The sequence below is a fragment of the Sphingomonas sp. P3_C6 genome (genome assembly GCF_056402595.1).
In genome coordinates this window covers 105,063-126,430 of sequence record NZ_JBFUHB010000011.1, presented here as the reverse complement: position 1 = coordinate 126,430, position 21,368 = coordinate 105,063, and the positions used below count along the sequence as shown (strand labels likewise).

Below are 21,368 nucleotides of genomic sequence, written 5' to 3'. Positions count from 1 at the left end.
GCCGTCCCCTCTTACCCGTGACGACCTGCTTAGAAAGAGGCGCCGATCGAGAAGACCGCACCCGCCTTGGAGGCATTCTTGCCGGTATAGGTGATGAAGTCGCCGTCCGTATCGACGTAGGAAACGCCGAAGGTCAGTGCCTTGTAGGTCACCGTCGCGCCGAGGCCCCAATCGGTATATTCCTTGCCGATCGAAAGCCAGCTCGGGCCGAAGGTGTGGCCGAGGTGACCGGTCAGGCCGATCGGCGTGCCGGGGATAGCCGCCGACAGGTCGCCGGCGAGGTACAGATTGTCCTGCTTCGGGCCGATCTGGTCGAGCGCCAGGGCCTTCTGCTTCGGCGCATAGTTCGCCGTCGCCTTGGCCGTGACCGGGCCGAAGGTGTGCGCGACCGAGACATAGGGCTCGATGAAGTCGGAGCTGCTCTTGTCGCCGCTGATCTTCGTCTTCGGATAGACGTAATACAGCGCGCCGATGTCGAAGGTCGTGCCGTTCACGGTCTTCTTGAAGCCGGCGATCAGGTCGAGTTCCTGCGTGCCGGTGACGGCCGCGGTCACATAGTTGCTGACCGAGGAGCCCCAAGCCGAGACATAGAAGCCGGATTCGTGGCTGACCGTGATGCCGCCCTGGACGGCGATGTTCTTGTCGGTCTGCGAGATGCCGCGGAAGCGGTAATCGGACACGATCGTGGCGCTGCCATTGATCGTGATCGGCGGCGGCGGCGCGGTGTCATCCGCAAAAGCCGGCGTGGCGAAGGCGAGCATCAGCGCGCTGAGGCTGATCGTGGAATAGCGCATGGGTGTCCCTTTCAATTGAAAACGGGTCCCCACCTGCAGGCCGAAGGACGAGGCATCTGTGGTGGGCCGTGTAACGACCCCGTGCCAATGTTTCCGTTCGGTAAGGAAAGATTGCCGAAATGCGCTGCGCTGCACAACATAATTCTGTCACACGCCCGCCGGTTTGCGGAGCATGTTGCGCTTTCGCAACAGTATCGAGGCTTCAGGGCAACGGGTTCGCGGGTGGCGAATCGTTGCTGATGTGTATCCGGCGATTTGGATAAGGGATCTCGATCCCATGGTCCTTGAACAGCCACCACAGCCGGTTGAGCACGTCGGACCTGACATTGCCGACGCCGCTTTCGGGGTCGCTGATCCAGACGAGGATGTCATGCTCGACACCGCTTTCGCCGAAGCCGGTCAGCCAGACATTGGATTTGGGGCTGTTGAGTACCCGCGGGCTCTCGGTCGCGGCGCGGAGCATCAGTTCCTGGGCAAGCTTCAGGTCGCAGCCATAGCCCACCGTCACCGGAATGCGCACGCGCACGTTGCGGTCGGTATAGGACCAGTTCTCGACCTCGTTGGTCATGAGGTTTTCATTCGGGATCAGATGCTCCTTGCCGTCGCGCGTCAGCACGGAGACGGCGCGGATGCCGATCCGGTTGACCCAGCCGAAGCTCTCCCCGACGACGATCACGTCGCCCGGCTTGATCGAGCGATCCATCAGCAGGATGATCCCCGCGATCAGGTTGCCGATGGTCTTTTGCAGGCCGAAGCCGACCGCGAGACCGAATGCGCCGGAAAAGACCGCAAAGGCAGTCAGGTCGATATCGAGCAGGTCGATCCCGATAAAGAAGGCGATGGTGACGGCCGCAATGGCGGCCAGCTTCTGGGCGAGCAGCTTCTGCGTCGGGTCGAGACCGCGCGCATTGGCGATCCAGTGGCCGAGCGCGCGATTGACCAGCTTTACGGCCGCGAACAGCGCGATCGCGGTGATCGCGATGATGATCAGTGACAGCATCGACAAGCGGCGCTTGCCGATATCGAAGCCGATCCGTTCCAGGACGCGCGTGATCGGCTCGAGCCCGCCGACGGCATGGCTGAAGATCGCGACGAACAGGATCGCCGCGACCGTCCAGGCCATCCAGCGATGGATGCCGAGCCCGCGCAGGACCGAAACGCTGGTCAGCGCTACCGCCGCGCCAAGGGCCAGCCCGATCGGGGCGGCGGCGAGCGGAGACCAGGGATTGGCATTGAGCAGGATCGCCAGCAGCAACGCGGCTGCGCCGTGGCGCAGGATCCGGTGCAGTCGGCCCCCGACGCCCTCGGCATGATGGCCGAGCCGCCGCTTCCACTCGCGCTCGGCCGCCGGCCCGACGACGCGGCCTATGAGCACGCCACAGGCAAGCGCGACGAGCACGAGTGTGCCGGCAATGGCACCCTCGACCAGCATCGGCGGGGTGATCGTCGACAGCCCCGGCATCTGCAGCCAGGCGACGACCGAATTCATGCGAGCGCTGTCCGGAACCGCTCCAGCCCCGCGGCCAGATCGCGGATCAGGTCTTCCGGGTCTTCGAGCCCGATCTGCAGCCTTACCAGCAGCCCGGCGTCTTGCCGTCTGGTGGCGGTGCGATAGCGCGCGGGATCGACCGGCAGCGCCAGGCTTTCGAACCCGCCCCAGCTATAGCCAATGCCGAAATGCTCCAGGCCGTCGATCAGCGCGGCACGCGCCTCTTCGGTCGCATCCCTGAGCACGAAGGAGAACAGCCCGGTCGATCCCTTGAAGTCCCGCACGAACATCTCGTGGCCGGGGCAGCCGGGCAATCCGGGGTGGAACACCGCCGAGACCTCGGGCTGTTCCCCGAGCCAGCGCGCGATCTTCAGCGCGCTCGACTGATGCTGCGCAAGACGAACGGCGAGCGTCCGCAGGCCGCGCGAGCCGAGCCAGCAATCGTCCGGGCTGGCGATCTGGCCGAGCTGGAAGCTGGTGTCGCGCAGCCTGTCGAAATGCCCCGGCGCGGCGGTGACCGATCCGAGCATCACGTCCGAATGCCCGACGATATATTTGGTGCAGGCGAGAATGGTCAGGTCGACCCCGCGCTCGATCACCGGGAAATAGAGCGGCGTCGCCCAGGTATTGTCGAGCAGGGTGACGACCCCGCGCGCCCGGGCCGCCGCGACGATGGCCGGCACGTCCTGGACCTCGAAGGTCAGGCTGCCCGGGCTTTCCATGAAAATGGCGCGGGTCTTCTCGCCGATCAGGTCGGCGATACCGGCGCCGATCAGCGGATCATAGAAGCGCGTGGCGATGCCCATGCGCTTGAGCAGGCCGGTGCCCATCGACCGGGTCGGGTCATAGGCGCTGTCGGGCAGCAGCAACTCGTCGCCGGGCGACAGCACCGACAGCAGCGCGGCGGCGATCGCTGCCACGCCGGACGGATAAAGGAACGTGCCCTCGGCGCCCGGCTCGAGTTCGGTCAACGCATCGGCCAGCGACCATTGCGTCGGCGTGCCGCGCCGGCCGTAGAAAAGCCGGTGGTGCGTGTCGCGCCCACCGGCTGCCCGCATCTCTGCGACCGACCCATAGAGGATCGTCGACGCGCGCCACACCGGCGGGTTGACGATCCCCTGGGTCCATTCAGGCCGGCGTCCGGCGGAGACGACGCGGGTGGCGTCGCCCTTGGGGTGACCGTCCTGTTCACTCATTCATTATTGCTCACGCTGTTCCCATTGCCTTGGGAGTTGATCGGTCGGCGCCCCATTCGGACCAGCTGCCGTCATAAACGGCGGCGTCATTGCCCAGCAGGTGCGCGCCGAAGGCGAGGATCGAGGCGGTGATGCCCGACCCGCACGTCATGACAACCGGTTTGGTCAGATCCACACCAGCGGCATCGAATTCGGCCTTCAGCGCGTCGCCCCGTTTCCAGGTGCCATCGGCGTTTAGCAGCTTGCCATAAGGCAGGTTCTTCGATCCCGGAATGTGCCCGGCATGGGTCGCAGGGCGGGGATCGGGTTCCTCGCCGGTGAAGCGCGCGGCGGATCGTGCGTCGAGCACCTGTTCCGCGCCGCTGTCGAGATTGGCCTTCATCTGGTCGAGGGTGCGCACGCCCTTGTCGTCGGCCCAGACGGTGAAGTGGCGGTGCCGCAGGCTTTCCTTGCCCGTCGCGATCTCGCGCCCTTCGGCCTTCCACTTTGCGAGGCCGCCATCGAGGATCGCCACGTCATGCGCGCCGAACAGGCGGAGCATCCACCAGGCGCGGGCCGCAGTGTGGTGCGGCGCATTGTCGTAGAGCACGACCCGGCTGCCATCGCCCAGGCCGAGCGACTGCATGCGGCTCGCGAATTTCTCGGGCGGGGGCAGCATCGAGGGAAGCGGGTTTGACGTGTCGGCGAGATCGGCCAGATCCATGAATACCGCGCCGGGGATATGCCCGGCCTCATATTCGGCCACCGCGTCGCGCCCGGCGTCGCCGGGCAGAGTGGTGAAATAGGTGGCGTCGACGATCCTCAGGTCGTTCGCGCCCATCTCGTTCGCGAGCCATTCCGTCGTAACCAGCGAGTCCATGTGTTCCTCCTGACAAAGTCCGCTCGGGATGAGCATCCGGACAATCCCCTCCATCCACCGTCCCGGGGAGGAAGAACGACCCAAGGCCGAGGCACTGGGCGGAAAGAGAGGAATCTCCTGATCTTGTGTCTAGCCAGTGGCAGGGGCTGCGTCGAGACGATCCGGAAACAAGTGCGATAATGACGGCTCAGCGGCCGTACGAAGATATGGCTATGGGCGGCACGGCTATTTCCCGAGGCAGCATTTCTTGAATTTTGCGCCGCTCCCGCACGGGCAGGGATCATTCCGGCCAACCGAGCGAAGTGAATTCGTGACCGGAAGGGCGGTAAGAGCATATTCCTCCATTCCGGCCTCTTCATGAGGCGCTTCGAAAGGGTCGGGACCGACGATGTCGCTCCATTGAAGCGCTTCGAGCACGTCCTCGATATAGCCCAGATTACTTTTCTCGAACCGGTGCGAATCGTCCGGCGCATTTTCTGCAGCGGCCAGATCGTCTTCGAAATCCTTCAGGCTGAGCATGCGTGGCGACAGGCGGCCTTGTTCGAAGGCCTGGTGGACGATGGGGCGTAGCGCACTCATACCGAGCAGGGCGATCGCCTCTTGCCAGGCATACCAGCTATGATCCTCGTCGACCGCGAGCCGTTCTTCGAAAAAGCGTTCGAGGAACTGCTGGAACAGGTCCCGTTCGATCTTGCCGTCCCAGGCCAGAAACGCGGCGGCCCCGATCAGCGCGTCACGGACGAATTCGTCTGTCTCGCGGTGAGCGATCGCGCCGAGAAGCGCGTCGACATCGCCGTCGAAAACGCTCGCGACGATTCTTGCCAGGCTTTCGGTAATCGCGTCGCCCAGAAGCGCATCGACTTCATGGACGGGACGACGCAGGAAGATCAGCAGCGGTTTGAACGCTGCCGTGTCCCTTACTCCGCCAAGGATATGGAGCCCGCGAAAGAGCAGGGTCGCATCACTGTCATCGAGGTGTTGGCCTAGCGCCGCGCGGACCAGCATCTCACGCAGCTTCGGGGCGGCTTCGTCGATCCGGATAATGCATACCGTCAGAGCGACCACGGGGATGCCGTAACTTTCGGCCAGCTCATCCAGATAGAGGTCTATCGGCGTGTCGGGGTCGACGCCGAGTTCCTCAAGAAGATCCCTGATGTCGTCTTTCATTGCCTTCGAAACCTGTTGTCGGAGTCGGGTCACGATAGCCCCTGATCGCGCCACATTTCAATTTCCGGTTCCGCACCCTATCTTCCTCCCATGACCCCAATGCATCTCGGCCAGTCCAGCGCGCTGCCCGCTTCTCCCGAAGAGGCGGTGCTCGATTACGTTCCCAATCCGCGCCCCGGCCGGCTCTATCTCGTGCGGTTTGCCGTGCCCGAATTCACCTCGCTTTGCCCGGTGACGTCGCAGCCCGATTTCGCGCATCTCGTGATCGACTATGCGCCGGGCGAGACGATCGTCGAATCGAAGTCGCTGAAGCTGTTCCTAGGATCGTTTCGCAACCATCAGGCATTCCACGAGGATTGCACCGTCGGCATCGGCGAGCGGCTGGTCGATGAGATGAAGCCGGTCTGGCTTCGAATCGGCGGCTATTGGTATCCGCGCGGCGGCATTCCGATCGATGTTTTCTGGCAGTCCGGCCAGCCTCCGGAGGGGCTGTGGCTGCCGTCGCAGGACGTTCCCGGCTATCGCGGCAGGGGTTGAGCCGTTCATTTCGGCTTAATCTTGCCTTAGATCAGCGAGAATCTCTTGTTGCGTTGCAGCATTGCTGCAACCATATTGAAACTTGGCCGTTCGTGGGAGGCAAGCTCGGGGCTCCCAGCCCCTGTTTTTACGAGAGGTTTCAATCGATGGCTCTGTCGGAAAAGGTCGTGACCCCGATCGATCACCTGGCATTGATCGGCAATTTCCTTCCACGGAAATGCGGCCTTGCAACATACACGACCGACACGTTCACGGCGCTGAAGGGCCGTTTTCCGGACCTCAAGATCGACGTCTATGCGATGGACGATCATCCCGGCCGCTATCAATATCCGCCCGAAGTGACCGCGAGCATCCCGGAGCAGGAGCGAGTCGCCTATATCAATGCCGCGCGCGCGATCGAGAATAGCGGCGCGCAGGCGCTGTGGGTTCAGCACGAATATGGCATTTACGGCGGCCCGGCCGGCGAGCATCTTCTCGCCCTGCTCGATCGCCTGTCGATCCCGGTCATCGTCACGCTCCATACCATCCTCGAAAAGCCGAGCGTCGATGAACGCCGGGTGATGGAGGGCCTGCTGCGCCGTGCCGCCAAGGTCGTGGTCATGGCGGAGCGTGGCCGTGACATCCTCGAGCGCGTCTATGGCGCGAGCCCGCGCTCGGTCGTGATGATCCCGCATGGCGTGCCGGATCGCGCTTTCGTCGATCCCGAGACGCTGAAGGCGCGATTCGGCTGGGAGGGCCGCAAGACGCTGCTGACCTTCGGCCTGCTCGCGCCCAACAAGGGTATCGAGACGATGATCGACGCGCTGCCGGCGATCGTCGCCGAGCATCCCGACGTGATCTATGCCGTCCTTGGCGCGACCCATCCGAACCTCGTCGCGCATGAGGGCGAGGCCTATCGCGACCGGCTGAAGGCTCTGGCCGAGGATCATGGCGTCGCCGGGCATGTCGAGTTCATCGACGCGTTTCTCGAGCATGACGACCTGATCGACTATCTCCAGGCCGCCGACATCTATGTGACGCCGTACAACAATCCGGCGCAGATCACCTCGGGTACGCTGTCCTATGCGGTCGGCGTGGGCAAGGCGGTCGTGTCGACGCCCTATGTCCATGCGACCGAGATTCTGGCCGACGGGCACGGTGTACTGGTCGATTTCGGCGATAGCGCCGCCTTTGCACGCGAGATCAACGCGCTGCTGGGCAGCGACCGCAACCGGATCAAGCTGTCGGAACGCGCCTATGCGCGAGGCCAGACGATGATCTGGCCGCGCCTCGCCGAAGTGGCGATGGGCGAGATCGTCGATATGGTGGCGACCAAGCCACGCCGCCTCGCGCCTAAGGTGCGCCTGACGCCGCTCAAGCCGGATATTGCCGCGGTGGAGCGAATGAGCGACTCCACCGGTATGCTTCAGCATTCGATCTATTCGGTGCCGGATCGCCGCCATGGCTATTGCATCGACGACAATGTCCGTGCGCTGATGCTGATGACCGCGATCGACACGCTCGACGAGGGTGTGCGCGACAAGTGGATGACGGTCTATGCGTCCTTTATCCAATATGCCTGGAATCCCGACAAGCGCCGCTTCCGAAACTTCATGAACTTCGATCGCACCTGGTGCGAGGAATATGGGTCGGAAGACTCCAACGGTCGCACGATCTGGGCGCTTGGTGTCACCGCGCGGCGCGCCACTCTTGCCAAGCACCGCGACTGGGCGGTGCGCCTGTTCGACGAGACGGCGTCGCTCTCCTTCGATCTGGGCAGCCCGCGCGCGCAGGCGTTCGCCATGCTCGGTGCGGCGGCGATGCTCGGCGCGCATCCCGGGCATGAGCTTGCGCTCAACATCCTGGAGCGTTTCTCCAACGACCTGCTTGCTCTGGTGGAGGAGGCGCGTCGGCCAGAGTGGGAATGGTTCGAGATCGTCCTGGCTTATGACAATGCCCGCCTGCCCGAGGCACTGATCCGCGCCGGCATGATGCTTGGGCGCGAGGATCTGCTGAAGACTGGCCTGTCGACGCTCGGCTGGATCGTGGCGCAGCAGACCTCGCCCGAGGGTCGCTTCCGCGCGATCGGGACCGAAAGCTTCGGCCGTGCCTATGAGGAGCCGTTGCCGTTCGACCAGCAGCCGCTCGAGGCGCAGGCAACGATCGACGCCTGTTCGGCGGCATTCAGGGCAACCGGTGATGCGCGCTGGGTTGAGGAAGCGATGCGTGCCTATCGCTGGTATCTCGGCCAGAACGATCTCGATCTGCCGCTGGCGACCTCGCAGGACGGCGGCTGTTTCGACGGCCTGATGCCCAACGGCCTGAACCGAAATCAGGGCGCCGAGTCGATTCTGGCACTTCAATTGGCTTCTTGCGCCATTTCGGGGCTTTCAAAGCGGGTCGAAAGCATGGCAGGACCAACGGAACGCGCCGTCGCCTAGCCTCGCTACCGACGTCGCCATGACGTCACAGGTGCGAGGCTCATACGTGATTGAATTGTTCCACCACGCGTTGCGGCTGCATGCCGATCCCTCCCGTGTGGTGGTGCGTCCTTTCCATCTCGCCTGGGCGGGCAATGGCGGTAGCCGTACGGAGCGGCTGGTAGGCGAGGTCATGGGCCTCGACACCGCCGCCACCCGCGCCGAGCTTGAGCTGGTGCTCAAGGATTTCGAGGCGCGCCACTGGCAGACGCGGCGCGTGTTCATGACCCGCTATGACGAGATCGAGGAAATGCTCGGCCTCGACGGCAGGGAGATCGGCGACGAGAAGCGCCAGCTGATCGGTGCCTATTTCTGCCACGAATACAGCTATGCCGCTGCCGCGCTGATGAACCCCAGCGCGGTGCCGCATTTCGACCAGACCGGCATGCCGGATGGATCGCTCCGGATCCTGATGTCGCTGCGCGCGGTGGGCGAGGGGCATATTTCCTCGGTTGCCTTTCGCGAAGGCATCATCACCAGCAAGAACGAATTGAAGCTGGCGCCCGAACCCCCCTTCGCCACTGCGACCGATGCGGTCGGCCAGGACGAGGAGGAACTGCCGGAGGGGCCGATCACGGTTTATCGCCACCGCGATTCCACCTTGTCCGGCACGGTTATCTTTCCGATCACGGCAGCCCAGTCGAAGGGGCTCGAGGATCTGCGCCTCGTCAAGTTCACCCATGACGACGGCTCGGCCGAATGGCTCGGCACTTACACCGCCTATAATGGTTCGGCGATCCAGTCGGAGTTGATGCGCACCCGTGATTTCCGCGCATTCGATCTGGTGCCGATGACCGGTCCCGCCTCGCGCAACAAGGGCATGGCGCTGTTCCCGCGCAAGATCGGTGGGCAGTACATGATGATGGGCCGGCAGGACGGCGAGAATCTGTTCCTGCTCAAGTCCGACACCCTCACCCATTGGGAAGAGGGCGAGAAGCTGCTGACGCCGCATTATCCGTGGGAGCTGGTGCAGATCGGCAATTGCGGCCCGCCGATCGAGCTCGACGAGGGCTGGCTGATGCTGACCCATGGCGTCGGCGCGATGCGCAAATATTCGATCGGCGCGGTGCTGCTCGACAAGGACGACCCGTCAAAGGTGCTCGGCCGCACGCGTGAGCCGATCCTGGCGGCGGCGCATGAGGACCGCGAGGGCTATGTGCCCAACGTCGTCTATAGCTGCGGCGCGATTCGCCACGGCGACAAGCTGTTTGTGCCCTATGGCGTGGCGGACAGCTCGGTCGCGTTCGCCTTTATCGAGATAAAGACCCTGCTCGCCGCGATGTAATATCCCTCTCCCGGCGGGAGAGGGAGTTAGGCCTGCGATCCAGCCATTGATTTCGTGCGGCTGTAGAGCAGCCAGATCAATACAGCGAAGGCGATCGGCGCTGCCGTCAGCGCGGTTGTCGCGAAGTCGGCGCCGACGACGGCCAACGGTGCATCGATCGGCGGAATCGGGGACGCGCGATTGAACCACGCGACGATACCGGCAAAGGCGACGCCAAACAGGCTTTCACCGACAATGAGGCCCGTAGCCGCCAGAACGCCCATCCGTTGAGCGAAGTCCGGATTGCGGCTGCGCGCCGCCCATCTGTCGTAGAAATGACCGATCACCGCGCCGACCGGGATGAGCAGGGTGAGCGCCATGGGGAGGTAAATACCCATGCCGACACCCAAAGGGGGAAGGCGCATTTTGCCAGCCCGGCCGAGGGCCTCGTCGATGATGATGACGACCACGCCGATCCCGGCACCAAAGCCGATAAGGCTCCAGTCAAGGTCGCCGCCGAGCACACCCTTTGCGAGGGACGAAATCAGCGCGGCCTGCGGTGCCGAGAGTGCGTTGGGCCCAGCATTCGGCATGCCCACAAAACCCAGGCTTTCCTTGAGGACGTTCAGCACGAGCGGGATGACCAGCGAGCCGAAGATCACGCCGAGCACGAGCGCGAACTGCTGTTTCCACGGCGTTGCGCCGACGAGTTGGCCGGTCTTGAGATCCTGAAGGTTGTCGTTGGAGATCGTCGCGACCGAGAAGACGATCGCGGTGGTGAATAGCGCATAGGCAATCAGCGCATTGGTGCGCGCCACGTCGGCGCTGTGGCCATAGATTGCGACCAGCAGCAGCGAGGCACCGAGTACGGCGAGGATACCGACGCCCGAAACCGGGCTGTTCGACGCACCGATCAGGCCGGCCATATAGCCACAGACCGCAGCGATCACGACCCCGATGATCAGGATGTACAGGATCGTGCCGGCGATCACCGCGAAGGCATGGTCATGGATCGGCCCGCCGGCGGAGAAGTTCCACAACAGCCAGGCCATTGGCGGCAAGGTGGCGAGAATCGAGAGGCCGACGATGCCGATCGGCAGATCACGCTCGGTCAGTTCCAAAATTGAGCCGCCTTGGCGCGCGCGCGACGCGGCCAGGGCTGAACGAATACCACCAAGGATCGGGCCAAGAATCTTGAGCAACGTCCATACTGCCGCGACGCCGATCGTTCCCGCGCCGATGAAGCGCGCCTTGAGGCGGAAAGCAGTACCGACAACGGTGTCCAGCTCCCCCGGGACGTTATGCGTAAGGTACGGCATCAGCCCACCCCAGGAGATGAGCATTCCGAAAAACATTGCGGCCCCGACCGACAGGCCGACGAGGTGGCCGACGCCGATCAGCGCCATGGAAAAGCTGGTCGAGACCCCCGTCGCACTGCCGCCGATGCGGAAGTTCTTCGCCGCCTCGCCTGCGACAAGCTTCATTGCCGCCAAAAGCGCGAAGACAGCGGAAATCGCCGAGCCGAGGATGATGACGCGCAGGCCCTTGGCGTTCTCCTCGTCGCCATCTTCGGCCGCGCCGACCTTCAGCACTTCGGCTGCCGCGACGCCTTCGGGATAGGGCAGGTCGGATCCGGTGACGAGCGCGCGGCGCAGGGGCACCGAGAACATCACGCCCAGAATGCCGCCAACCGCGCAGACTGCTGCCGTGGTCCAATAGGGGAAGCCGGTCCACCAGCCGACCAGGATCAGGCCAGGTAGCACGAAGATGATCGCCGCCAGCGTGCCCGCCGCGCTCGCGATCGTCTGGACGATGTTGTTCTCCAGGATGTTGGCATCCTTGAAGAAGCGCAGGATCGCCATCGAGATCACCGCCGCCGGGATCGAGGTGGCGAAGGTCAGGCCGACCTTCAGGCCGAGATAGACATTCGCCGCCGTGAACAGGACGGTGATGAGCGCGCCCAGGATGATGCCGCGAACGGTAAGCTCGGCAAGTGGACGGGCGGGGGCGGTAGCCATCTAGGGATCTGCTCCGGAAAACTGGTATCAGCCGCTACCGTTGCCTGACGAAACGGCCGCCGAACAGCCTTTTTATCGGGTGCCGCGCTGGCGGACGTAGAGCCAGCCACCAAGCCAGACGAGCGGGAAGGCAGTGACGGCGAGCACGATGGGATACCAGCGCGGACCATAGCCCAGGCCCCAGGTGGCCATCACGCCGGTGATCCCGCCGAACGCGCCGATCACGGCGAGGATCACGACATGGCGCATCCGCGTGCGCGGGGCGAGCCAGGCGGTGACATAGCCACCCAGGACCGCGAACAGGCTGCGATAGGCGAGGGCGAGCAGATTGTGCCACGGGTTCCACATCGGCCCGCGCGGGATGATGTCGGCCGAATGCATCAGCTCGTCGGTGGCGTTGGAGAAGAAGACCACGACGGCAAAGCCGGCGATCACCGCGAAAAGGCTGCGGATATAAAGCCATAGCATGGCAGCGACGGGCCGATCGGTCATTTCACTCCCCCGGAAATCGAGCGCGTAATGCCACAGGCAAAAGAACGTGGACAGACCGTCGGCCCACTCACTACCGCCGTTGACCAGCTTTTATGATGTATATACATCAAATACATGATCGGCGAGTCACCTTCCGATTCTCCCTGTGCGTGTACGTCTTTGCGCAAGGCCGCGCGCGCGGTGTCGCGCGTCTACGACGACGCCTTGAGCGGGACGGGGATGACGATCGCGCAATTCTCCGTGCTCCGCCACGTCGCACGGGGCGGGGAGGTGCCGCTGAGCCGGCTTGCCGAGGCGCTGGTGATGGACCGGACCTCGCTGTATCGCGCACTCGTTCCGCTGGAGCGGCAGGGATGGATCGACATCGCGCAGGCGGCACGCGGACGCACGCGGATCGCGTCGCTGACCGAGGCGGGTCGGGCGGCGATGGAGGGGGCGACCGGTCCCTGGCGCGAGGCGCAGGAGCGGCTGATCGGGGCGCTCGGCCCCGCCGACTGGACTCGGCTCGAAACCCTGTTGCGCGGCGTGGTCGATGTCGCCGGCCCGGACCATGACTGACCTGCGAGGAATGCCGATGAGTCCGATCCGCCTGTCGAAGCAAGCGCCCTATATCGTCGTCGGAGTGACGTTTCTCGCCTTGCTGATCTCTGCCGGGCTTCGGTCGGCGCCTGGCGTGATGATGGTGCCGCTGGAGTTGAATTTCGGTTGGGACCGGGCGACCATCTCCTTTTCGGCGGCGGTCGGGATATTGCTCTATGGCCTGGTCGGGCCGTTCGCCGCCGCGCTGATGATGTCGTTCGGCATCAAGCGAACGATGCTGGGCGGGCTGTTGCTGATGTCGGCTGCGACCTTTGCCAGCCTGTGGATGACGGCGCCCTGGCATTATGTGCTGACCTGGGGCGTGTTGTCGGGCGTGGGCAGCGGCGCGGTCGCCTCGGTCCTTGGTGCGGCGGTGGTGAACCGCTGGTTCGCGACGCGGCAGGGGCTGGTGATGGGCATGCTGAGCGCAAGCACGGCGACCGGCGCGCTGGTATTCCTGCCGGTTCTTGCCTGGCTGTCGAGCGCCGGCGCATGGCGACCGGTGGTGATCGCGGTGAGCATCGCCTGTCTCGCGCTGATCCCGCTCGTCCTGTTCTTCGTACCCGAACGTCCCGGCGATGTCGGGATTAGGCGTTTCGGCGAGACCGACCAGAGCGTGCCGCCGCCACCGCTGAAACAGGCGGCGACGCCGATGCTTGCCTTCTACGCGCTGTTCCGCGCCGCGCGCACGCCGATCTTCTGGTTGCTGTTCGGCACCTTTTTCGTCTGCGGCCTCACCACCAACGGGCTGGTGGGAACGCATATGATCGCCTTTTGCGGTGATCACGGCATCGCACCGGTCGCGGCGGCGGGGCTGTTGTCCTTGATGGGGCTGTTCGATCTGGTCGGCACCACCGCTTCCGGCTGGCTGACCGACCGCTATGATCCGCGCAAGCTGCTCTGCGTCTATTATGGGCTGCGCGGCCTTTCGCTGATCGCCTTGCCGTTCATCGATTTCGGTACGGTGAGCCTGACGGTCTTCGCGATCTTCTACGGCCTGGACTGGATCGCGACGGTGCCGCCGACGGTGAAGCTGGCCAACATGTCCTTCGGCGAGCGCGATGCGCCGATCGTGTTCGGCTGGATCATGGTGGGCCATCAGATGGGCGCGGCGACTGCGGCGTTCGGCGCGGGCGTTATCCGCGAGCAGACCGGGAGCTACCTGCCGGCTTTCCTGATCGCGGGCGGGTTCGGGGTCGCCGCGTCGATCCTGATCGTTGGGACCGGATTGGCGGGGCGGCGCAAGGCGATGCCGGTCTGATCGACTGCCGTCGATTCAACGTGCGGCATGGAGTGTTAGGTTTCGATCCGACGCGGGAGGCCGTTGGCCACCCATGTTGGATCTTTCTCATCGCTGTTACCACGCATTCGCCAGCTGTTTTCGGCTGTTATGCTGGCTGTTCCATGGCTGTTATTCGATAACAGCCAGCCGGGCACTATGGCTTTGACGGAGAAGGGAAATCTTGCCTGCGGAAGCCGACATAACAGCCAGGAAAAAATATCCGCCAATTAACAGCCAGGAACAGCGGGGTTTGTTGGAAAATCCGGAGGCGAGGAAACGTCTCGGTCGAGCGTCTCAGTCCAGTCCATTGTCAAGAAACCGCTCCGCGACCGCGCAGTGCATTGCGACGCCGCGTGCCATCACCTCTTCCTCGATGGTCATGCGGGTATTGTGGAGCGGTGGATTGGCCGCTGCATTGCTGCCCTTGGGCGCCACGCCCAGGAACGCCATCGACCCGGGAATTTCGCGCAGGACATAGGAGAAGTCTTCCCCGCCCATGATGGGTGCGGACATGGTGTGCCAGGCCTCGGGGCCGCCCAGATCCTCGGCGACGCTGCGCATCAGCCCGAGGGCGCGCGGGTCATTCATGGTAACGGGATAGCCATCGTCGATCACTACCTCGGCAGTGCAGCCATGGGCGATCGCGATATGCTCGGCGATGCGGGTCAGGCCTTCGCGCGCCTTGGTGCGGGTGGCGTTGGACAGGGTGCGCAGCGTGCCCTTCAGCTTCACCTCGTCGGGCACGATATTATAGGCCGATCCGGCGTTGATCTGCGTGATCGACAGCACGGCAGGATCGGTGACCGGAATCTGGCGGGCGACAAAGGCGCTGAGCGCAGTCACGATCTCGCAGGCGACCGGAATCGGATCGATCCCCTCATGCGGCATCGCGGCGTGGCCACCCTTTCCGCGCACGTTGATGTTCAGCGCGTCGGTCGAGGCGAGCAGCGCGCCCGGGCGGCTCCAGAATACACCGGCCGGGGCGTTGGGCATGATGTGCAGCGCGAACGCCGCCTCGGGCCGGGGCTCGTCGAGCAACCCGTCCTCGATCATGTAGCGGGCGCCGTGATAGCCTTCCTCGCCGGGCTGGAACATGAAGACGACCGAGCCCGAGAGGCGGTCGCGCCTGGCGCAGAGCGCGCGGGCGGCGCCGACCAGCATTGCCGTATGCGCATCATGCCCGCAGGCGTGCATCGCGCCAGGCACCTGCGAGGCGAAGGGCAGCCCCGTCTCCTCCTCCATCGGCAGGGCGTCCATGTCGCCGCGCAGCAGCACCGTGCGGCCATTGTCGCGGCCGCCGCGCAGGATGGCGACGAAGCCCGTGGTCGAGGTCCCCTCGCGATATTCGAGCGGGAGTCCGGCCAGTGCCGCCTTGATCTTCTCCGAGGTGCGCGGGCAGTGAAGCCCGATCTCGGGATCGGCATGGATGGCGCGGCGCAGCTCGACGACATCCGCAAGCTCGGCCTCGGCCGCAGCGCCCCAATCCTGGTGAAGATCGAGAGTGGCGTCCATCGTACGAGTCCTTTGTTGCAGTGCCGAAGGTCGAGCCTACGCCCCGGTAAGCGCCGCTTACAAGCCCAAGGCGGCCTTGATCTGGTCCCAACGCACCAGCTTGAAGTTCTGTGCCCGCGGCGCGTTCACCCCGTCCTGCGCGATCATGATGCCATCGGGGAAGGCCGGGCCAAAATCGCCGGTCGCGATCTCGATGCCGTCGGTCTCCTCGGTCGAACCGAACGTGCCGGGCGCGATGCGGAAACGGCCGACATAGCTGTCATCGGCAAGGCGATAGACCGCATAGGCATTGTCGCCCTGGCTCGAGACGACGAGATAGCCGCCGCTGCCGTCCTTCGCGATGGCGACGCCCTCGGCGTCGGCGACGATCTGCCGGCCGTCGGCGGCTGCGATCTTCACCGGTTCGAGCGGGCCATCGGGACGTGCGTCGAAGCGCCAGAGGCCGACATCTTCCTCGGCGACGTAGAGGCGGCCGGTATCGGCATCGACCGCGCAGCCTTCGGACTGGGTGCCAAGCTTCATCGTGCGGACGATCTTCGCCTGAGGCGTCTTGCCGCTCATATCGAGCGCAAGCTGCCGGATCGTCCCGTCCTTGGCGACCATGAAGGCGTAGAGCGCGTCGGGCGTGCGATACAGGCAAATGCCGTACGCCTCGCCGGCGCCGGCCGGCACCTTGCCGAGAGCGGTGAGCTTGCCGGCATTGCCGTCGAGCGCGAACAGCGCGACCTGGGCATTGGCGCGATCGCTCCGGTCGCTCGCCGCGACGACGATCCGGCCGCCATGTTCGGCGAGGTCGACATTGTTGACCGATCCCGCATTGTTGAAGTCGCGAACCTTGCCGTCCAGGTCGTAGACATAGAGCCCGGCCTTCTTGTCGGTGCCGACGATCAGGCTCGCTGCCGGATTTGCTGCGTTGCGCCAAATAGCTGGGTCATCGGCCGCATCGGCATTCGTGGTGGCGACTGCTTCGGTCTCTCCCGATGCGTGAACGGTTACCGTCGGCAGGGCGTTCGCAAGCTGCGTCGCCACCGGCATCTCCTTCGCGGTGCAACCCGTAAGCAACAAAAATGTCATTGAAATGTAACTAGAATAAAGTTTCCACGACATGTTCGACTCCTATCGGCAGCACGAGCCGGCCGTTCGCACGTGCGGCATATCCGGTCAAATCGATCGCCGAAGGGGGCAAAGATGATTCGCAAGGGAATGCTGTTGGGAGGCTGCGCAGTTGCAGCAATGCTGCTGCCCGTATCTGCTGCGTGCGCGGAGGAGCCGCTGACGGCGGCACGTGCCGAACCGGCACCCGACACTGACGATTCGACTGATATCGTCGTTACGGGCGCTCGCCCTATCGCGGAGTCGGAAGCGTCCGCGCTTGCCGTTCAGAAGAACGCCGATTCGCTCGTCACGGTCGCTGCTGCCGACGGCGTCGGTCGCCTGCCTGATCAGAACATCGCCCAGGCGACCGGGCGGCTTCCTGGCGTCGCAGTAGAGCGCGACCAGGGCCAGGCGCGCTACATCTCGCTGCGCGGCGCGCCCAATTACTGGACGACCCTGTCGTTCGACGGCATCAACATCGTCAGCCCCGAGGGCCGCGATGCGCGCTTCGATTCCATCCCTTCGGCGATCGCGTCGCAGATCGTGGTGTCGAAAGCGGTGACCCCGGAAATGCCGGGCGAGACGGTGGCCGGCAACGTCAACGTCATCACGCGCTCGGCCTTCGACTACAAGGGCGCGCATTTCGCGGGCAAGGCCGGCTTCGGCATCGCCGAGCTCGGCAACCGCAAGCAATATGAAGGATCGGCCGTCGTGTCCGACCGCTTCAACCTGGGCGGCGGTGAAGTCGGCGTGCTGCTCTCGGGCAGCTATTATCAGCGCGCGATGATCACCGACAATTTCGAGAATGATTACGAGCGCGTCGCGCAGGACCAGCGGCCCGGCAACGCCACGCGCTTCTGGGCGCACGAGACCGAGAACAAGCTGTATCGCCTTACTCGCCGCAACTGGTCTGTCTCCGGCCGCGTCGATTACAAGCCCGATTCCGACAACACCATCTCGCTGCGGTCGATCTACACGATCTTCACGGACGATGAGGCGCGCGACAATTACCGTTTCGACCTGGACGATCGCCAGGGCGACCTGGTCGCCAACACCGCCGCCTGCCCGACGACGGTGAACACCACGCCGACCACCAGCGGCTATGCCGATATCTGCATCGGCAACACCCCGCAAAAGGGCACGGTCTACGGCATCGACATCCGTCAGCGCTCGACCCTACGCGCCTTCCGCCAGTCGATCTTCACCAACACGCTCGCTGGCGATCATGATTTCGGCGACAGCTGGCACCTCGCCTGGGTCGGCAACTATACCCAGTCGAAGGACGATCGCTCGGTAGTGGGCGAAGTCGCGTGGGACAGCCCGAGCACCCGCACCCTACGCCCCACGGTCAGCTATGATTTCAGCGACCCGAATTTCTCGCGCCTGGCCCTCTTTACCACCAACCAGCTCAGCGGCCCGACGCGCTATCAGGCCGGCACGCCGGTGACGGCGATCGACAGCTTCACCAAGCCGCCTTCGTCCTTCACGGTGCTCGACGCGGTCGACACGACTGACGCCTATACCGGCAAACTGGTCCTCTCGAAGCGCACGGCGTTTCTCGGCGGCGACGCGACGCTCAAGGCGGGTTTTCAGTTCGATCAGCGCACCAAGGTCGCGGACGAGAAGCAGATACTGCTCGGCACGGCGGCGCAGTTCGCCACGGTCGGCCTGCCCAACGACTTCAACCAGTTCGCGCTGAACGACCCCTTCGCCGGTAAGATTCCGCTCGGTTATACCTTCCATTATTTCGACACCGACAAGATGCGCGCGGTTTCCGACGCTGCGCGCGCCAATTTCGTCTTCACGGCCAACACCGCCAATAATTACAGCGTGCGCGAGCAGGTCTATGCCGGCTTCGTGATGGGCACCGTGAAATATGACTGGGGTTCGATCCTGGGAGGCGTCCGGGTCGAGCACCTGAAGAACCGCGGCGAGGCAATCGCCACGGTGGGCGCCACCACCGGGCCGGTGGTCGCTGAATCAAGCCAGACACTGGTCTTTCCGAGCCTTCACCTCAATTTCAATGTCGATGATAGCAAGAAGCTGCGGCTGTCGTTCAATTCGGGCGCCGCGCGTGCCGACTATGACCAGCTACGTCCAAATGTCGTAGTCAACGATACCAACCAGTCGATTTCGGGTGGCAATCCGGCCGTGAAGCCCGAGCGCGCGTACGGCGTCGATGCGTATTTCGAATGGTATGTTCGACCGCAGGGCTATCTGATGGCCGGCTTGTTCTACAAGAAGGTCAAGGACGTGCTGTACCGCCAGACGCGCACCTTCGGCTCGAACGCGTTGGATACCAGCGGGATTGATCGTTCCTCCTATGTGTTCACGGGCATCACCAATGGTGGCGACGGTCGTGTGTTCGGCGCCGAGGTGGCGGCACAGCTCCAGATCGAGCCGTGGACCAGCGATCTCGGCCTGCCCGGCTGGATGGGTGGCTTCGGCATCTCCGCCAACCTCACGGCCAATGACAGCGAAGTGACCAAGCCTGCGATCGGGGCCGTCCAGGCACGCAAGGTGCGGCTGCCCGGCACGTCCGATCTGATCTACAATGTCGGCGCCTATTACGAGAAATACGGCCTGTCGCTCCGCGTGCAGTATCAGCGCCGCAGCGCCTGGCTCGACGGCATTGCCGACGACCTGACCGACGCCGGCGACACCTATTGGGCCGCCGACGACGAAATGGACATCTCGGCGCGCTATGCCATCACCAAGAATTTCGAAATATATGCCGACGTCTCGAACGTGCTCAACCAGCCGGGCCGCCGCTATTCGGAGCCGGGCAATCTGCTCACCGCGACCGGTACGCCCAGCCCTACCAGCACGGTCCAGACGATCGAGTGGGAGCGGTTCGGTCGCCGCTATTCCGGGGGCATCCGGGTCAATTTCTGACGCGCATCCAGCCGTTCGGCCTGCTGTCCTTCTCGACGGCAGGCCGCGCAGCTGCCTGGCGCTTACCGCCCCTTGAACAACCCGCCCAGGATCCCGCGCACCAGCCCGCCGACGATGCCGGAACCCGCACCGCGCGACGATCCGAACACGGCCTTCGATACCTCGTTCGCGACCGAGCGACCCACTGCCGACGAGGCGGAGCGGGTGGCCGAGGTGATCGCCCGGTTCCAGGGCGAGTTGGCCGCGGCGCGCTCAGCCTCCTTCTGCTGCTGGGCAGCGAGCTTCGCCTGGCGGTCCGCCTCGCGCTGGTCGGCGATGCGCTGGCGCTCGGCCTCCTTCGCGGCGCGGGCATCTTCCTTGGCCTGAAGCGCGGCCGCCTTGTCCGCCTCGGTCTTGGCCGCTGCCTCGGCTGCAGCCGCGCTCGCTTCCTTCGACTTGCTGGCCAGGATCTCCTCGGCGGATTCCCGATCGATCAGCGTATCGTATTTCGCGCCGATCGGATCGGTCTGGATCATTACGCCGCGCTCGACCGGCGTAACCGGTCCGACGCGCGAGGCGGGTGGCTTGATCAGGGTGCGCTCGACCGGGGCGGGTGAGCCGTCCGGCAGGAGCAGCGAGACCAGTGCCTCGCCGACCTTCAGTTCGGTGATCGCCTTTTCGACATCGACGCCCGGATTGGCGCGGAACGTGGTCGCTGCCGATTTAACCGCGGCCTGATCGCGCGGGGTGAAGGCGCGCAACGCATGCTGGACGCGGTTGCCGAGCTGGCCGGCGACCGTGTCGGGAATGTCGATCGGGTTCTGGGTAATGAAATAGACGCCGACGCCCTTGGATCGGATCAGGCGGACGACCTGCTCGATCTTCTCCAGCAGCGCCTTGGGCGCGTCGGCGAAGAGCAGATGGGCTTCGTCAAAGAAGAAAGCGAGCACCGGCTTGTCGGGATCGCCGACCTCTGGAAGGCTCTCGAACAGCTCGCTCATCAGCCAGAGCAGGAACGTGGCGTAGAGCTTCGGACTCGCCATCAGCTTGTCGGCGGCAAGGATGTTGACGATACCGCGGCCCTTGTCGTCCACGCCGATGAAGTCGCTCATCGTCAGCGCCGGCTCGCCGAAGAAATTCTCGCCGCCCTGGCTGCGCAGCTGCAGCAGCGAGCGCTGGATCGTGCCGATGCTCTGCTTTGAGACATTGCCGAGCGTGGTGGTGAGCTCGTCGGCGCGTTCGCCGCAATTGACCAGCATCGCCTGGAGGTCGTCCAGATCGAGCAGCAACAGCCCTTCCTTGTCGGCAACGTGGAAAGCGATGGTCAGCACGCCCTCCTGCACCTCGTTCAGGTCCATCAGGCGGGAGAGGAGCAGGGGCCCCATTTCGGAGACGGTGGTGCGGATCGGGTGGCCCTGCTCGCCGTACAGATCCCAGAACTGCACCGGATTGTCGGCATAATGCCAGTCGTCATAGCCGATCTCCTTCGCGCGGGCGGCGAAGGTCTCATGCATCTTGGAGGTGGGGGATCCGGCCATGGCGAGGCCGGACAGGTCGCCCTTCACATCGGCGACGAAACAGGGGACGCCCGCGGCGGACAGGCCGTCGATGATGCCCTGGATGGTGACGGTCTTGCCGGTGCCGGTGGCGCCGGCGATCAGCCCGTGGCGATTGGCGCGTTTCAGTTCGAGTTGCTGGCGTTGCCCGTTCGCATTGCTGCCGATGAAGATGCTGCTGCCGTCCGCCATAGG

General features: G+C 64.3%; 16 protein-coding genes. 6 read left to right on the top strand and 10 right to left on the bottom strand.

Features of this window, described 5'->3' with window-relative positions; genetic code table 11:
• Positions 1 to 29: 29 nt before the first annotated feature.
• The 5 genes from AC1DT7_RS12975 to AC1DT7_RS12955 all read right to left on the bottom strand — a co-directional run bounded on the left by AC1DT7_RS12975 (position 30) and on the right by AC1DT7_RS12955 (position 5,505).
• On the bottom strand, positions 30 to 794 hold the full coding sequence (locus AC1DT7_RS12975; protein ID WP_478036376.1) for a TorF family putative porin: 765 nt from the start codon (positions 792 to 794) through the stop codon (positions 30 to 32).
• 202 nt (positions 795 to 996) lie between these two features.
• On the bottom strand, positions 997 to 2,283 hold the full coding sequence (locus AC1DT7_RS12970; RefSeq protein WP_478036374.1) for a mechanosensitive ion channel family protein: 1,287 nt from the start codon (positions 2,281 to 2,283) through the stop codon (positions 997 to 999).
• Positions 2,280 to 3,479, bottom strand: a complete 1,200-nt coding sequence (gene metC, locus AC1DT7_RS12965; protein ID WP_478036372.1) for a cystathionine beta-lyase — start codon at positions 3,477 to 3,479, stop codon at positions 2,280 to 2,282. The genes AC1DT7_RS12970 and metC overlap by 4 nt, the downstream gene beginning before the upstream one ends.
• A gap of 10 nt (positions 3,480 to 3,489) precedes the next feature.
• Positions 3,490 to 4,338 carry a 3-mercaptopyruvate sulfurtransferase gene (gene sseA, locus AC1DT7_RS12960; RefSeq protein ID WP_478036371.1) on the bottom strand — a complete coding sequence of 283 codons (849 nt, stop codon included), beginning with the start codon at positions 4,336 to 4,338 and terminating at the stop codon, positions 3,490 to 3,492.
• A gap of 225 nt (positions 4,339 to 4,563) precedes the next feature.
• Positions 4,564 to 5,505, bottom strand: a complete 942-nt coding sequence (locus AC1DT7_RS12955) for a DUF1186 domain-containing protein (protein ID WP_478036370.1) — start codon at positions 5,503 to 5,505, stop codon at positions 4,564 to 4,566.
• 90 nt (positions 5,506 to 5,595) lie between these two features.
• On the opposite strand from AC1DT7_RS12955, the gene queF reads away from it, so the two are divergent.
• From queF to AC1DT7_RS12940, 3 genes are all read left to right on the top strand, one after another.
• Positions 5,596 to 6,042, top strand: a complete 447-nt coding sequence (gene queF, locus AC1DT7_RS12950) for a preQ(1) synthase (RefSeq protein WP_478036368.1) — start codon at positions 5,596 to 5,598, stop codon at positions 6,040 to 6,042.
• A gap of 146 nt (positions 6,043 to 6,188) precedes the next feature.
• Positions 6,189 to 8,462 (top strand): glycosyltransferase family 4 protein, encoded by a 2,274-nt coding sequence (locus AC1DT7_RS12945; protein ID WP_478036367.1) that lies wholly within the window; start codon positions 6,189 to 6,191, stop codon positions 8,460 to 8,462.
• A gap of 46 nt (positions 8,463 to 8,508) precedes the next feature.
• The gene (locus AC1DT7_RS12940) at positions 8,509 to 9,786 is read left to right on the top strand and encodes a glycoside hydrolase family 130 protein (RefSeq protein ID WP_478036365.1); all 1,278 of its coding nucleotides are present in this window, start codon (positions 8,509 to 8,511) and stop codon (positions 9,784 to 9,786) included.
• Between the two features lie 26 nt (positions 9,787 to 9,812).
• Here the strand turns inward: AC1DT7_RS12940 and AC1DT7_RS12935 are convergent, their stop codons facing one another.
• A complete protein-coding gene (locus AC1DT7_RS12935) occupies positions 9,813 to 11,783 on the bottom strand; it encodes an OPT family oligopeptide transporter (RefSeq protein ID WP_478036363.1) in 1,971 nt (656 codons plus the stop codon).
• A gap of 72 nt (positions 11,784 to 11,855) precedes the next feature.
• Entirely contained in the window at positions 11,856 to 12,275 is a 420-nt protein-coding gene (locus AC1DT7_RS12930) for a hypothetical protein (RefSeq protein ID WP_478036362.1), read from the bottom strand.
• Between the two features lie 180 nt (positions 12,276 to 12,455).
• On the opposite strand from AC1DT7_RS12930, the gene AC1DT7_RS12925 reads away from it, so the two are divergent.
• Both AC1DT7_RS12925 and AC1DT7_RS12920 read left to right on the top strand, forming a co-directional pair.
• Entirely contained in the window at positions 12,456 to 12,833 is a 378-nt protein-coding gene (locus tag AC1DT7_RS12925; protein WP_478036361.1) for a MarR family winged helix-turn-helix transcriptional regulator, read from the top strand.
• Between the two features lie 16 nt (positions 12,834 to 12,849).
• Positions 12,850 to 14,115 carry an MFS transporter gene (locus AC1DT7_RS12920; RefSeq protein WP_478036359.1) on the top strand — a complete coding sequence of 422 codons (1,266 nt, stop codon included), beginning with the start codon at positions 12,850 to 12,852 and terminating at the stop codon, positions 14,113 to 14,115.
• Between the two features lie 315 nt (positions 14,116 to 14,430).
• Here the strand turns inward: AC1DT7_RS12920 and AC1DT7_RS12915 are convergent, their stop codons facing one another.
• Positions 14,431 to 15,648: a M20 metallopeptidase family protein gene (locus AC1DT7_RS12915; protein ID WP_478036358.1), complete on the bottom strand. Its 1,218-nt coding sequence runs from the start codon at positions 15,646 to 15,648 to the stop codon at positions 14,431 to 14,433.
• A 57-nt stretch (positions 15,649 to 15,705) separates the two neighbouring features.
• Entirely contained in the window at positions 15,706 to 16,755 is a 1,050-nt protein-coding gene (locus AC1DT7_RS12910; protein ID WP_478036357.1) for a phytase, read from the bottom strand.
• Between the two features lie 81 nt (positions 16,756 to 16,836).
• Here AC1DT7_RS12910 and AC1DT7_RS12905 point away from each other — a divergent pair, with 81 nt between their 5' ends.
• Positions 16,837 to 19,638, top strand: a complete 2,802-nt coding sequence (locus tag AC1DT7_RS12905; RefSeq protein ID WP_478036355.1) for a TonB-dependent receptor — start codon at positions 16,837 to 16,839, stop codon at positions 19,636 to 19,638.
• Between the two features lie 62 nt (positions 19,639 to 19,700).
• On the opposite strand, the gene AC1DT7_RS12900 is transcribed toward AC1DT7_RS12905, so the two are convergent.
• Complete coding sequence (locus tag AC1DT7_RS12900) at positions 19,701 to 21,302, bottom strand: helicase HerA-like domain-containing protein (protein WP_478036396.1); 1,602 nt, start codon at positions 21,300 to 21,302, stop codon at positions 19,701 to 19,703.
• Positions 21,303 to 21,368 lie beyond the last annotated feature (66 nt).